Source organism: Corynebacterium afermentans subsp. lipophilum (assembly GCF_030408375.1).
Lineage (GTDB): Bacteria > Actinomycetota > Actinomycetes > Mycobacteriales > Mycobacteriaceae > Corynebacterium > Corynebacterium lipophilum.
Map to the genome: position 1 here is coordinate 1,584,928 of NZ_CP046530.1, position 13,230 is coordinate 1,598,157.

12 protein-coding genes are annotated in these 13,230 nt (G+C 64.0%); 4 read left to right on the top strand and 8 right to left on the bottom strand.

The genetic code is table 11. From position 1 onward, the window contains the following. Window positions 1-208: 208 nt before the first annotated feature. The 6 genes from qcrB to ctaC form a co-directional block, all read right to left on the bottom strand. A complete protein-coding gene (gene qcrB / locus CAFEL_RS07575; protein ID WP_194559572.1) occupies window positions 209-1,840 on the bottom strand; it encodes a cytochrome bc1 complex cytochrome b subunit in 1,632 nt (543 codons plus the stop codon). Then, the gene (qcrA, locus tag CAFEL_RS07580; RefSeq protein WP_194559573.1) at window positions 1,840-3,060 is read right to left on the bottom strand and encodes a cytochrome bc1 complex Rieske iron-sulfur subunit; all 1,221 of its coding nucleotides are present in this window, start codon (window positions 3,058-3,060) and stop codon (window positions 1,840-1,842) included. Before qcrA ends, qcrB begins: the two co-directional genes overlap by 1 nt. Next, a complete protein-coding gene (gene qcrC, locus CAFEL_RS07585; RefSeq protein ID WP_194559574.1) occupies window positions 3,057-3,905 on the bottom strand; it encodes a cytochrome bc1 complex diheme cytochrome c subunit in 849 nt (282 codons plus the stop codon). The genes qcrA and qcrC overlap by 4 nt, the downstream gene beginning before the upstream one ends. Window positions 3,906-3,968: 63 nt before the next feature. Next, window positions 3,969-4,589 (bottom strand): aa3-type cytochrome oxidase subunit III, encoded by a 621-nt coding sequence (ctaE, locus tag CAFEL_RS07590; RefSeq protein ID WP_194559575.1) that lies wholly within the window; start codon window positions 4,587-4,589, stop codon window positions 3,969-3,971. A gap of 404 nt (window positions 4,590-4,993) precedes the next feature. Further along, entirely contained in the window at window positions 4,994-5,425 is a 432-nt protein-coding gene (gene ctaF / locus CAFEL_RS07595; protein WP_194559576.1) for an aa3-type cytochrome oxidase subunit IV, read from the bottom strand. Window positions 5,426-5,443: 18 nt separating this feature from the next. Then, entirely contained in the window at window positions 5,444-6,538 is a 1,095-nt protein-coding gene (ctaC, locus tag CAFEL_RS07600) for an aa3-type cytochrome oxidase subunit II (RefSeq protein WP_194559577.1), read from the bottom strand. Between the two features lie 345 nt (window positions 6,539-6,883). On the opposite strand from ctaC, the gene asnB reads away from it, so the two are divergent. Both asnB and CAFEL_RS07610 read left to right on the top strand, forming a co-directional pair. Then, window positions 6,884-8,806, top strand: a complete 1,923-nt coding sequence (gene asnB, locus CAFEL_RS07605; protein WP_194559578.1) for an asparagine synthase (glutamine-hydrolyzing) — start codon at window positions 6,884-6,886, stop codon at window positions 8,804-8,806. A gap of 61 nt (window positions 8,807-8,867) precedes the next feature. After that, the gene (locus CAFEL_RS07610; RefSeq protein WP_194559579.1) at window positions 8,868-9,854 is read left to right on the top strand and encodes a S41 family peptidase; all 987 of its coding nucleotides are present in this window, start codon (window positions 8,868-8,870) and stop codon (window positions 9,852-9,854) included. Window positions 9,855-9,918: 64 nt separating this feature from the next. On the opposite strand, the gene CAFEL_RS07615 is transcribed toward CAFEL_RS07610, so the two are convergent. Continuing rightward, the gene (locus CAFEL_RS07615) at window positions 9,919-10,263 is read right to left on the bottom strand and encodes a HesB/IscA family protein (protein WP_034998489.1); all 345 of its coding nucleotides are present in this window, start codon (window positions 10,261-10,263) and stop codon (window positions 9,919-9,921) included. Window positions 10,264-10,403: 140 nt separating this feature from the next. Here CAFEL_RS07615 and CAFEL_RS07620 point away from each other — a divergent pair, with 140 nt between their 5' ends. Further along, window positions 10,404-11,117, top strand: a complete 714-nt coding sequence (locus CAFEL_RS07620; RefSeq protein ID WP_194559580.1) for a DUF3043 domain-containing protein — start codon at window positions 10,404-10,406, stop codon at window positions 11,115-11,117. Window positions 11,118-11,120: 3 nt separating this feature from the next. After that, on the top strand, window positions 11,121-12,107 hold the full coding sequence (locus CAFEL_RS07625) for a nicotinate-nucleotide--dimethylbenzimidazole phosphoribosyltransferase (RefSeq protein ID WP_194559581.1): 987 nt from the start codon (window positions 11,121-11,123) through the stop codon (window positions 12,105-12,107). Here the strand turns inward: CAFEL_RS07625 and CAFEL_RS07630 are convergent. Next, complete coding sequence (locus CAFEL_RS07630; protein WP_194559582.1) at window positions 12,104-13,210, bottom strand: branched-chain amino acid aminotransferase; 1,107 nt, start codon at window positions 13,208-13,210, stop codon at window positions 12,104-12,106. The two genes, CAFEL_RS07625 and CAFEL_RS07630, sit on opposite strands and share 4 nt — an antisense overlap. Window positions 13,211-13,230: the final 20 nt, after the last annotated feature.

Genomic DNA, 13,230 nt, shown 5'->3' on the forward strand with positions numbered 1-13,230 from the left:
CCAGAAATACCCTATTTACCCCAGTTACGCTGCATGTTTAACCCACCACGATGCCGGCCATACGAGTGCGCAAAACTTGCACGCAGACACAACCTGAAAATCTCTGTGGTCTTTGTCACATGGCCTTGTTTACGGGTTTGTAACCAAGAAAAAGCCCCTTTCCCGGAGCCGGGAAAGGGGCTAAATCGCGACCGCTAATGCGTTACAGCTACTCCGCGCTCTCGTTGGTGGCGTCGCGGTCGGAACGGTCCTTCGTGGCCTCGAGGGCGCGCAGCGTCTCGACGGCCTCGTGGTGGTTCTGCTCCTCTGCGTCGCGCACACGCTCGGTGACGCCGAGCTCTGCCGGGGAGAACTTGCCGATGGTGTCGGAGTCTGCAAAACCGAGCTGGTTCATCTGCTTCGGCACGCGGGCACCGGCGTACTCCAGCGGCACCGGGTGGCCGTGCTCGTCCACCGGACCCAGCGGCTGGTGGATCTCCACGAACGCACCGTTAGGCAGGCGCTTGATCACGCCGGTCTCGATGCCGTGCTCCAGAACCTCACGGTCCGAGCGCTGCAGACCGATGCACAGGCGGTAGGTGATGAAGAAGGCCAGCGGCGGCAGAACGATCAGGCCGATGCGGCCGACCCAGGTCATCGCGTTGAGCGAGATCTGGAAGAAGTGCGCCACGTGGTCGTTACCACCGGAGATGGTCAGCAGCAGGAAGAAGGTCAGGCCCATGACACCGACACCGGTGCGTACAGGAACGTCACGCGGACGCTGCAGCAGGTTGTGGTGGGCGGTGTCGCCGGTGACCTTCTGCTCGATGAACGGGTAGGTGATCAGCAGGACAACCATCAGGCCGCAGAGCAGGGCCACCCAGAACGCGCCCGGGATGGTGTAGTTGCCTAAGTAGAGCTCCCACGCCGGCATGACACGGGCAGCGCCGTCAGTCCACAGCATGTAGATATCCGGCTGGGAACCAGCGGAGACCTGGGACGGGTTATAGGGGCCCAAGTTCCAGATTGCGTTGATGGAGGTCAGACCAGCCATAGCGGCCAGGACCGCGAACACGACCATCATGTAACCGATTGCCTCGGTGGCGAACACCGGCATGATGCGCACGCCGACAACGTTGTTCTCGGTGCGGCCCGGACCCGGGAACTGGGTGTGCTTCTGGAACCAGACAAGTGCGAGGTGAGCCGCAACCAGGGCGAGAATGATGCCCGGCAGGATCAGCACGTGGAGGATGTAGAAGCGGTCCAGCATCAGGTCCGACGGGAAGTCGCCGCCGAAGATCGCCCAGTGAATCCAGGTGCCGATGATCGGCAGGCCAAGGATGATTGCGGACATGATTCGCAGGCCGACGCCGGAGAGCAGGTCGTCCGGCAGGGAGTAGCCCATGAAGCCCTCGATCATGCCCAGCAGCACGAGGGTGACACCGATGAGCCAGTTGGCCTCACGCGGGCGACGGAAGGCGCCGGTGAAGAACACGCGCATCATGTGGGCGAACATCGCCATCATGAACATCAGTGCGGCCCAGTGGTGCATCTGGCGGACAAACAGACCGCCGCGCACGTCGAAGGAAATATCCAGCGCGGTTGCGTACGCGCGGGACATCTCGACGCCATTGAGCGGCAGGTACGCACCGTCGTAGATGACCTTGGTGATGGACGGGTCAAAGAACAGTGCCAGGTAGATACCGGTCAGCAGCAGGATGATGAAGCTGTACAGCGCCATCTCGCCGAGCATGAAGGACCAGTGGGTCGGGAAGACCTTGTTCAGCTGCGGGCGCAGGACGCCCGAGATTGTGTAGCGCGAATCAACGTTGTCCGCGGCTTGCTCAAGTTTAGTGCTCATTAGGACTGACGCTCCCAGAATGCCGGGCCGACGGGCTCGATGAAGTTCCCGTTGGCGATGAGGTAACCGTCTTCGTCAACAGTCACAGGCAGCTGCGGCAGTGCACGGGCGGCCGGGCCGAAGACCGGCTTGCCGTACTGCAAAGCATCGAACTGCGACTGGTGGCACGGGCACAGGATGCGGTTGGTCTGAGCCTCGTAGAGAGAGGTCGGGCAACCGATGTGCGTGCAGATCTTGGAGTAGGCGTAGTAGTCGCCGTAGTGGAAGTCCTCCTGGCCCTCACGCTCGATCGCCTTCTTCGCGTCCTGAGAACGCAGACGGATGAGCATGACAGCGTTGCGCGGGCCGTGGATGGAGTGCATGTGGTGCTCGTAGACGTCGCGCTCCGGGTCGAAATCCTTGCCGTCGTTGACGTCCTCCGAGTAGAGCGGGAACACCGTCTCCATTGCACCGGCCGCGAGGTCCTCCGGGCGCATACGCACGAGGCGGGACACACCAGCGGTGGTGTAGTGGGAACCGGTCACGCCCTCGTGCAGCTCGGCGATAGCGCCGGTGTCGCGGCCGAGGTAGACCTTCACGCCCTTGTCCTGGATGGTCCAGCCGTGGGTCCACAGGGTGCCGTCGCCGTGGTAATCCAGCTCGTGGCGGACCTTCCACGGGTTCTTGATCATGCCGGCGAGCGGGGCAATGACCATCAGACCGGCCAGAACACCCGCGGTGCCCAGCAGGCCCTTCAGGGCCGAGCGGCGGCCCAGGGTCGAGGTCTCCCACGCGTCGTTCAGCAGCGCCGTGGTGGTGCGACGGTCCAGCTCGCTGGAGCGGCCGTCGTGGCGGCGCTGCACCGCGATCTCTTCCGGCACGAACTTCTTCACGTACTGGATGATTGCGACGCCGAGACCGCAGAACGCCAGAGCGGCGGTCAGGCCGAGCAGCGGCGTGTAGAGGGTGTAAATAAACAGGCCCTCATCGCCGTGGAACTTCGGCTCCCACGGCCAGAACAGGTAAACGCCGAGGAAGGCCAGCGCGGAGATGATCGAGATGGTCAGCCAGATACCAATGCCGGTGGCAGCGGACTTCTCGCGCGGGTCGCCCTCGACCGGGAAGCGCTCCTTGCGGTACGCCACCGTGACGTCGTCGAGCTCGGTGCCCAGGGCGGCCAGCTCCGCATTGCTCATGCGGTCCAGCTCTTCCTTCGTGTAATTCTTCTTCACATCACTCATGAGCGAGATCCAATCCACATAGCAGCGGCAGCGACCAGGGTCACGCCGATGATCCACATCGCCATACCTTCAGAAACCGGGCCGAGGCCACCGAGGGCGTAGCCGCCCGGGGACGGGGTTTCCTTGGTGGACTTGATGAAGGCGATGATGTCCTTCTTCTCGTCAGCGGAGAGCTGACGGTCAGAGAACTTCGGCATGTTCTGCGGTCCGGTGAGCATTGCCTGGTAGATCTCCTGCTCGTTGGCCGGATCCAGCTCAGGTGCGTACTTACCGGACGACAGCGCGCCGCCGCGACCGGTGAAGCTGTGGCAGGACGCGCAGTTCAGGCGGAACAGCTCGCCGCCGCGGGCGACGTCTGCTTCCTGGATCTTGCCGTCGTAGTCCTTGCCGCGCAGCTCGTCCATAGCCAGCGAGCCGTCCTCGTTGTACACCAGCTCCGGACCGCCGCCGTTCGCCGCAACGTAGGCGGCGAGGGCGAGAGCCTGCTCTTCGGTGTAGCGCGGACGCTTGCGCTCAGCCTGAGCGTCGTTGGACATCATCGGCATACGGCCGGAGTTGACCTGGAAGTACACGGCGCCTTCGCCGGTACCGATGAGCGACGGACCGCGGTCCTCAACGCCCTGCAGGTTCGCGCCGTGGCAGGTGATGCAGGCGACGTCGTAGAGGTCCTTGCCCTCCTGGATCAGCGCCTGATCATCACGGGCCGCCGTCGCCACCTGTGCGTTCGGGGTGAGAGCAGATGCGAGCAGACCCGCACCAGTCAACCCCAGCGTCAGGGCCGCTGCGCCAGCGAGCGTGCGCTGCGTCTTGCGTCCCTGGCGCTTCTTCTTGGGTGTGTTTTCCATTGTGTTCCCTTTATCGACTTTTCAGAACTTTTCCGCTCCCCCAGGCAATCGCCTGGAAGCGCACTACTGAACGAGGTAGATGGTGATGAACACGCCGATCCAGATGGCATCGACGAAGTGCCAGTAGTAGGAAACTGCCATTGCGGCGGTTGCCTGAGCCGGGGTGAACTTCGACTTGGCCACGCGCAGCAGCACCACGATGAACGCGAGGATGCCGGCAGTCACGTGGGCCATGTGGAAGCCGGTGATGATGTACACCACCGAACCGAATACGGAAGACTGCGGCGTTACGCCGGCTGCCACCAACTCGGACCACTCGTAGGCCACCAGGCCGAGGAAGATGACGCCCAGCACAATGGTCACAGTGAACCACTTGCGCAGGCCGAACACGTCACCCCTCTCGGCGGCGAAAACGCCGAACTGGGAGGTGAAGGAGGACGCGATCAGCACGACGGTGATGATGCCGCCGAACAAAACGTTGATGTGATCGGTCTGGGTGCTCCAGTCACCATTAGCGAGGCCGTTTGCACGCGACGTGAAGTACATCGCGAACAAACCGGCAAAGAACATGAGCTCTTGGGCGAGGAACGCAATCGTGCCCACGCTGACCATGTTCGGACGGTTCAGCGCTGGGACGCGATTCTGCGGCGTCGCCATATCTTGGTTTGTCATTGCGGTCGTCACGGGTGAGATTATCCCCTATTTCGTCCTGATATTCATCTCACTCACCCCCGAAATTTCCCTGTGAAGTCGTGCGCAACCAGCGCCTTTTAGATACACGCGTATGACGGAAAAACTTTTTCATTTTTTCGGGAACTTTTCTGCCCCAAATCCGACTAGATCAATGCTGGTCATCGCGTCAGGCGGCGATCCCCCTCCCCCACCGAGAGGTTTCATCTCAATTTTTCGCGCAGTTTTCGGCGGACGGTAAAGTTCCCGAGTGTGCCTGATCTCACACCCACAGCGGTCCGTCCCGGCGGGCTAAATGGGGGACAAACTTTCGGATGATCGGGAGATGAACTGCACCATAACGACAGAAAATTCCCCCGTCGCGACTACTCGCGGCGGGGGAATTTCTGTTTCAGCGTTTAGTGCTTCTCACGCGGAATGCCGTACTGCAGGCTCAGCATGGTGGTGGCCCAAATCAGGAACACTGCGCCAAGGGCGAGCAGCCACAGTTGCCAGAAGGCAATACCCAGGCCGAGCACGCAGATGGCCATAGCCATCGTGAACGGCCAGATGGAGCTCGGGGAGAAGAAGCCGAGCACACCAGCGCCGTCCTCGATCTCCGCCTCTTCCCAGTCCTCCGGAACGATGTCCATGCGGCGCTCGGTGATGTCGAGGTAGCCGGCGAGCATGAAGGACATGACAGCAGCCAGCACGAGGCCGACAGCGCCGACCCACTCCACGCCGAAGAGGTACGCGTCCTCACCGATCCAGGCGGTGGCGAGGATGTAGAACACGGCCATCAAAGCAAGGAAGGTGCCGATGGCGTAGAAAACCTTTGATCCAGTTCCCATGGCTTCGCTCTCTCTTTCTTAAACGTTCGCGTTCGGGTCGACAGTGTTGTTGCCGCCGCGGGTGTCAGTGCGGCCCGTGACGAACGGACGGGTGGAGGTGGCGTACGGGTCCTCGCCGATGGACTTCAGCGCCTCGGAGTTCGGGGCACCCGGGTTGTCGCGGCGGAACTGGATGTACTGCTCGAACTTCTCCGGGCTCACGGCACGGACCTCGAAGTTCATCATTGCGTGGTAGGTACCGCACATCTCGGCACAGCGGCCGACGAAGGCGCCCTCTTCCTCAATGCGCTCGATCTGGAACGCGCGCTGCTGCTGGTTGTTCTCCGGGTGCGCGTAGACGTCGCGCTTGAACAGGAACTCCGGAACCCAGAACGCGTGGTTCACGTCGCCGGACGCGAGGCGGAACTCAATCGCCGTGTCGGTCGGCAGCACCAGCACCGGCACCTCTTCGGTGGAGCCGATGGTCTCGATCTCGTTGAAGTTGAGGTAGGACTGGTCGCCCATGGACGTGCCGTGGATCGGGTTCGCGTTGTGCATGTCCTCCGGGTCGTACTTGGTCTCCTCGGCGAGCGCCTGACGCTCAGCGTCCAGACCGTCGTAGTCCTGGCCGTCCGCGGTCAGCTCTCCGGCAACGTTGGCGTAGCCGAACTTCCAGTTCCACTGGTAGCCGGTGACGTCCACGGTCACCTTCGGATCCTTGTCCAGGGCGGTGGTCTTCGTCTGCGCCTGGACGGTGAAGAAGAACAGCACCATCACGATGATGATCGGCAGGACGGTCAGCCCCAGCTCGAGGCCGATGTTGTACTGCGTCTGGCGCGGGAACTCGCCGGCGCCGCTCTTCGCGCGGGCCTTAGAGTTCCAGCGGACGATGGCCATGATGAACAGCCCCCACATGATGATGCCGATAATCCAGGCGGCAACCCAGGTCCAGACCCAGAAGTTGTACATCTGGGTGCCCTCCGGGGTGACCGGGTCCGGCCAGCCCATGTCGAGGATGTTTGCGACCGCCTCCGGCGCAGCGACGTCACAGCCAGCGAGCCCGAAGCTGCCGAGCAGGAGTGCTGCCGCGACGCCGGCCTTCTTGGCGAAACCGCGGTTTACTTCCTTATCCACGTGTGTCTGCCTTCCTGTCCACACTAAAAACACTGAATGCCCATGTTCGTGACAGAACATTCCTACGGGGTCAGAATAGTTCATCCGGCCTGGCCCGTCGGAATCTTGAAAGTGGGGGTTGCGGTGAGGGCCGGAGGCTCGTCGATAAGCAAGTGCTTAGCGACGATAATGCTTCGCTAAGCAAACGAGACCGCGAAAAAGTTCATCCTTAAGTTGGCCCCCTTATGGGGCACGGCGAAAGTTGGGCGGTTCCGGTTCACGAAAACGGGGTGCAAAACCTTATTGTTGAGGGGACTTCCCGCCGCGTGAAAACGGCGCACCTTATATATACGGAGAGGTTTGAGTATGTGTGGCCTTCTTGCCCTGCTAACCGCGGACGCAAACGCAGCCAAGTTCGTTGATTCTGTCGAGCGCGCCCTGCCGTGCATGTACCACCGCGGCCCGGACGCGGCCGGCACCTGGAACGACGACTCGGCCGTGTTCGGGTTTAACCGCCTGGCCATCATTGACCTCGAGCACTCCCACCAGCCGCTGCGTTGGGGCCCGGCAGACAACCCGGAGCGCTACGCGCTGACCTTCAACGGCGAGATTTACAACTACATCGAGCTGCGCGAAGAACTGCAGGCCGCCGGCCACACCTTCAACACGTCCGGCGACGGCGAGCCGATCGTGGTGGGCTTCCACCACTGGGGCGCGAACGTGGTGGAGCACCTGCGCGGCATGTTCGCCTTCGTCATCTGGGACACCGAGACGCAGACGATGTTCGCGGCGCGCGACCAGTTCGGCATCAAGCCGCTGTTCTACGCCACCACCGACAAGGGCACGGTCTTCGCCTCCGAGAAGAAGTCCATCCTGGAGATGGCGCCGGAGCTCGGTCTAGGACTCGACCTTGACCGCCGCGCGATCGAGCACTACGTGGACCTGCAGTACGTGCCCGAGCCGGAGAGCCTGCACAAGGAGATCCGCCGCGTCGAGTCCGGCTGCACCGTCACCTTGAAGCCGGGCGGCAAGGTGCACTCGGACCGCTACTTCAAGCCGCACTTTAGGTCCCAGCCGGTGCCGAAGGGCAAGGAGCAGGACCTCTACGACCGCATCGCGCGTGCGCTGGAGAACTCCGTGGAAAAGCACATGCGTGCCGACGTCACCGTGGGTTCCTTCCTCTCCGGCGGCATCGACTCCACCGCGATTGCCACCCTGGCGAAGCGCCACAACCCGAACCTGCTCACCTTCACCACCGGTTTTGAGCGCGAGGGCTACTCCGAGGTGGATGTGGCCGCCGAGTCCGCCGAGGCGATCGGTGTGGAGCACATCGTGAAGATTGTCTCCCCGGAGGAGTACGCCGACGCCATCCCGAAGATCATGTGGTACCTGGACGACCCGGTGGCGGACCCGTCCCTGGTGCCGCTGTTCTTCGTGGCGCAGGAGGCACGCAAGCACGTCAAGGTGGTGCTCTCCGGCGAGGGCGCCGACGAGCTGTTCGGCGGCTACACTATTTACAAGGAGCCGCTGTCGCTCGCGCCGTTTGAGAAGCTGCCGAGCGCGCTGAACAAGGGCCTGAACCGTTTGAGCCGCGTGCTGCCGGAGGGGATGAAGGGTAAGAGCCTGCTCGAGCGCGGCACCACCCCGATCGAGGACCGCTACTACGGCAACGCCCGCTCCTTCAACTTCGACCAGCTCAGCCGCGTGCTGCCGTGGGCGAAGCGCGAGTGGGACCACCGCGAGGTCACCGCCCCGATCTACGCCGCCTCCACCGAGATGGACCCCGTGGCGCGCATGCAGAACCTGGACCTGTTTACCTGGATGCGCGGCGACATCCTGGTCAAGGCCGACAAGATGAACATGGCCAACTCCCTGGAGCTGCGCGTTCCCTTCCTGGACAAAGAAGTTTTCGAGGTCGCACAGACCATCCCGTTCGACCAGAAAATCGCCAACGGCACCACCAAGTACGCACTGCGAAAGGCGATGGAGCAGATCGTGCCGCCGCACGTTTTGCACCGCAAGAAGCTGGGCTTCCCGGTGCCGATGCGCCACTGGCTCGCGGGCGACGAGCTCTATGGCTGGGCGCAGGACACCATTCGCGAGTCCCAGACCGACGACATCTTTGCTAAGGACCAAGTCCTGGAGATGCTCAAGGAGCACCGCGACGGTGTCTCCGACCACTCCCGCCGACTGTGGACGGTGCTGGCGTTCATGGTCTGGCACGGCATCTTTGTCGAGCACCGCATCGACCCGCAGATCGAACACAAGGACTACCCGATCCAGCTCTAACGCAGCCATTTTCCGACGGATCCGGCTGCCTACAGCACGGCTGCCTGGTTGAATAGGTTGCATGTCAACTGCACGGAAAGTCCTCATCGCAGTAGGCGGTGTCCTCGCCGCGCTCATGCTTGTCGCCGTCGCCGTCGCGTTCGTCTACGGCCCCACCATGACCGCGAAGGTTTCGGGAACCGCGCGATTCTGGGGCACAGACACGCCAAGCCGCTACGCAAAGACAGTGTTGGATCTGTCGGAGGAAGGCATCTACGGCGACTCCGCGGAGTTCCGGGCCGCGCGCGCCGCAGCTGAAGATGCGGTTCAGGGGGCATCTTCGCGTGACGACGTCCGCTCCGCCCTCGACGATGCCGTGGAGGCTGCCGGCGGCAAGCACTCCAAGCTCATCGAGCCTGGTGCCGAGCAGGACAACGCAAGTGAAGCGGACACCCGCTCCCCGTCTGTGAATGTCAGAGACGGCGTGGCCTGGGCGACGGTGCCCGGTGTGGACCGTCACGACGACGGCCAGCACTACGCCGACACGCTTGCCAAGGGGTTGACTGCCGCTCGCGACGGCGGTGCCTGCGGCGCGGTGGTGGACCTCCGCGGAAACGACGGAGGCGACATGGGGCCGATGCTCGCCGGGGTCTCTCCCCTGCTACCGGACGGCACGGCGCTGGAGTTTGTCTCCAACGCATACTCCAGCCCCGTAACGATCGAGGGCAACGGGGTGCGCGGCGGCGGTAGTCCGACGACTACCTCCGGCGGCAAGTGGGACGCGCCGGTCGCAGTGCTTGTCGACGGCGACACCGCATCCTCCGCCGAAGCGACCATGCTCGCGTTCCGAGGCTTGGACAACTCGAGGAGTTTCGGGGCCCCGACAGCCGGCTACGCCTCAGCCAACATGGTCTACGACTTCCCCGATGGCAGCGCACTGATGCTGACCATTGCGAAAGATAAGGCACGCACCGGCGAAATTTTCTCCGAGGACCCGGTTCAGCCCGATGAGCCCGGCGACGAAGACGCAGCCCTCGCGTGGCTCGCCGAGGAACACGGCTGCAGCTAAGGCGTGAAAAAACTCCGCACTGTTTGACGGTGCGGAGCTTTAGTCGTCGATAAGCAGGGAGTGCTTAGTTGAAGCTGTCGCCGCAGGCGCATGCGGAACCGGCATTCGGGTTATCGATGGTGAAGCCCTGCTGCTCGATGGTGTCCGCGAAATCGATGGTGGCGCCCATGAGGTAGGGCACGCTCATCTTGTCCACGACCAGGCGCACGCCGCCGACCTCGTCGGCCTTGTCGCCGTCCAGGTCACGGTCGTCGAAGTAGAGCTGGTAGCGCAGGCCGGCGCAGCCGCCCGGCTGGACAGCGATACGCAAGGACAGGTCGTTGCGACCCTCCTGGTCAAGCAGCGCCTTCGCCTTCGCTGCGGCGGCCTCGGTCAGGTTCACGCCGGTGGTAGAAGTGGGGGCAGTCATTGCAGTCTCCTTCGTGCGTCGACTTCAAGCTTCGATTTGGAGTGTGCGCCCATGCTACGCGCCACTCGCTACAGACTGTGCAACCGCCCGCCCCGCCGGTCTATTCCACTTGGGCTCGCGCGCCTTGTAGCCTAAAGAGCGTGAAACTTCCCTGGCAGAAATCCGAGCACAACGCCGGCGCAGCGAGCGCGGCGGGCTCCACGAAGGTTGAATTGCCCGACGCGAAGCCTGAGGCAGAGCAGGCGGAAAAGAAGCTCCCCAAGGGCTACACCCCGCCGAAGGGCCGCCCGACACCGAAGCGCATCGACCAAGAGATCAAGCGCGGCGTGGTGCGCGACCCCAACGCCGCCACCCCAGCGCAGATCCGTCAGCGCGAAAAAGAGCTGAAAAAGACCATGTCCAAAGAGGAGTGGAAGGCGCACAAGAAGAAGGTGCGGGAGGAAAACCGCGCCCGCAACCGCGAGATCCAGGCCCGCATGGACGCCGGCGACGAGCGCTACCTCACCGAACGCGACCGCGGCGAGGTGCGCGGGTTCGTGCGCGACTGGGTGGACTCCAAGCGCTTCTTCAACAACTACGTCATGCCGGCGGCGCTCGTGCTGCTGCTGATCATGCTGATTGGCACCTGGTTGCCGCGCGTGTCCGCCGTGCTGTCGCTGCTCAGTCTGCTGTTCATGCTGACTATCTTCATCGAGGGTGTCATCATCGGCATCCGGGCCAACCGCGCAGTGCGCGAGAAGTTCCCTGAGGCCAACACCGGCTTCGGCCTGGGCATGTACGCCTTCTCCCGCGCCACCCAGCCGCGCAACTGGCGCACCCCGAAGCCGCGCGTCGCCGTGGGAGCAAAGGTCTAGGCCATGCAGTTTCCGCCGGTTGAAGCCCCGAAGCAGTCCCACGGCCACGCCGTCGCCGACGCGTTGGCGGGCTCTGCCGCAGGGCTGGCGCTGGGCAGGCTCGGCTCGCTGGCGTCCTGGACCGCCTCCGTGCAGGGCAAGGACATCCCCGCCCCGTTCGTCCGCCCGCGCGTTGTGGTGGTGGCGGGCAAGCACGGCGTCGCCGCACGCGAGGTGTCTGCGTGGACGCAGGACGCGGGCGACGCCCAGGCGCAGCAGCTGTGCGCAGGCGGCGGCCCGGCCCATGCCGCGGCACGCCTGGCGGGAGCGACGGTGAGGTTCATCGACGACTACCTCGACGCCCCCACCGGCGCCATCGATGTGGAAGCCGCCACGTCCCCCGAGGTGTTCGACGCCGCGCTTGCCGCCGGCGCGGAGGTGGCCGACAACGAGATCGATTCGGGCGCGGACCTGATCATCCCCGGCGACATCGGGGTAGGCAACACCACCGTCGCCGCGGCCGCCTACGGCGTGTTCACCCGCACCGAGCCGGTCAAGGCCATCGGCCGCGGCTCCGGCATCAACGACAAGGTGTGGAAGGTCAAAGTCACCGCGGTGCGCGACGCGATGTTCCGCGTGCGCGGCTTCCGCGAGGACACTGAGCGCGTCTGCGCCGAACTCACCGGCCCGGACTTCGCCTTCCTAGTGGGCCTGATCGCCCAATCGGCGGCGCGGCGCACCCCGGTGCTGCTCGGCGAGGCCTACCCCACCCTCGCCGCCTACGTGGCCGAGCGCCTCGCCCCCGGCACGAAGGACTGGCTCATCGCCGGCCAGTCCACCGCGGAACCGGCCCACGCCGGCTGCCTAGAGGCGCTCGGCCTCACGCCGGTGTTGGCGCTGGAAATGAAAACGGGCCAGGGCGCAGGGGCCCTGGCCGCGCTCGGACAGCTCAACCTCGCGGCGGAGTTGGCGGGTGAGGTGCTGGCCGAAGGGGCGTCGACTAGCGACTAGCCCTCAATGAGCACGGTGTTCCAGCCGTGGGTGTCCTCGACGTCGCCGGTCTGGATGCCGCGCAGGCGCTCGCGCATAGCCATGGTGATCTCTCCGGCCTCGTTGTTGTTCACCGTGAATTCGCCCTCGTTGGATTTCACGGTGCCGACCGGGGTGATCACGGCTGCGGTGCCGCACGCCATGGTCTCGGTGATGGTGCCGTCTTCCACGCCTGAGCGCCACTGCTCGACGGTGATCCGGCGCTCCTCCGCCTCGTAGCCTAAGTCCTTCGCCACCTGCAGCAGCGACTTGCGGGTGATGCCCGGCAGCAGCGAACCAGTCAGCTCAGGGGTGATGATCTTCGCGTCCTCGCCGGAGCCCTCGACGAACATGAGGTTCATGCCGCCCATCTCCTCGATGTACTTGCGCTCAATCGCATCCAGCCAAACCACCTGGTCGCAGCCCTTCTCCGCGGCCTGCTGCTGCGCGAGCAGGGACGCGGCGTAGTTGCCGGCGAACTTCGCGTCACCGGTGCCGCCGGGGGCCGCGCGGACGTAATCCTCGGAGATCCACACGCTGACCGGCTTGATACCGCCTGAGAAGTACGCGCCGGCCGGGGAGGCGATGATGTGGAAGCTGTAGCTCGACGACGGCTTCACGCCCAGCGTCTTTTCCGTGCCGATCATGAACGGGCGCAGGTACAGCGACGCCTCGCCGCCGGCCTCCGGAACCCAGTCCTTATCAATGTCCACGATCTGGCGCACCGCCTCCAGGAAGACCTCCTCCGGCAGTTCCGGCATCGCCATGCGCTCGGCGGAGTTGTTCAGGCGCTTCGCGTTCTGCTCCGGGCGGAACGCGGTGATGCTGCCGTCAGTGTGGCGGTAGGCCTTCAGGCCCTCGAAGATGGCCTGGCCATAGTGGAACACGTTGGACGCGGGGTCTAGCGAGATCGGCTCATAGGCGCGCACCTGCGCGTTGTGCCAGCCCTCGTCCTCGGTCCACTCGATGGAGACCATGTGGTCCGTGAACTGCTGGCCGAATGCCGGGTCCTCGAGGATCTTCGCGCGTTCCGCGTCGGGGGTGGGATTCGCAGTGGGGGTGATTGTGAATTCGATCTCAGACATGGGGCCCAGGGTACTCCCTA

What these genes read in the sequence shown, in the direction of transcription:
- qcrB (WP_194559572.1), bottom strand. Translation starts at nt 1,840, where the DNA reads ATGAGCACTAAACTTGAGCAAGCCGCGGACAACGTTGATTCGCGCTAC.
- qcrA (WP_194559573.1), bottom strand. Translation starts at nt 3,060, where the DNA reads ATGAGTGATGTGAAGAAGAATTACACGAAGGAAGAGCTGGACCGCATG.
- qcrC (WP_194559574.1), bottom strand. Translation starts at nt 3,905, where the DNA reads ATGGAAAACACACCCAAGAAGAAGCGCCAGGGACGCAAGACGCAGCGC.
- ctaF (WP_194559576.1), bottom strand. Translation starts at nt 5,425, where the DNA reads ATGGGAACTGGATCAAAGGTTTTCTACGCCATCGGCACCTTCCTTGCT.
- asnB (WP_194559578.1), top strand. Translation starts at nt 6,884, where the DNA reads ATGTGTGGCCTTCTTGCCCTGCTAACCGCGGACGCAAACGCAGCCAAG.
- CAFEL_RS07610 (WP_194559579.1), top strand. Translation starts at nt 8,868, where the DNA reads ATGTCAACTGCACGGAAAGTCCTCATCGCAGTAGGCGGTGTCCTCGCC.
- CAFEL_RS07615 (WP_034998489.1), bottom strand. Translation starts at nt 10,263, where the DNA reads ATGACTGCCCCCACTTCTACCACCGGCGTGAACCTGACCGAGGCCGCC.
- CAFEL_RS07625 (WP_194559581.1), top strand. Translation starts at nt 11,121, where the DNA reads ATGCAGTTTCCGCCGGTTGAAGCCCCGAAGCAGTCCCACGGCCACGCC.
- CAFEL_RS07630 (WP_194559582.1), bottom strand. Translation starts at nt 13,210, where the DNA reads ATGTCTGAGATCGAATTCACAATCACCCCCACTGCGAATCCCACCCCC.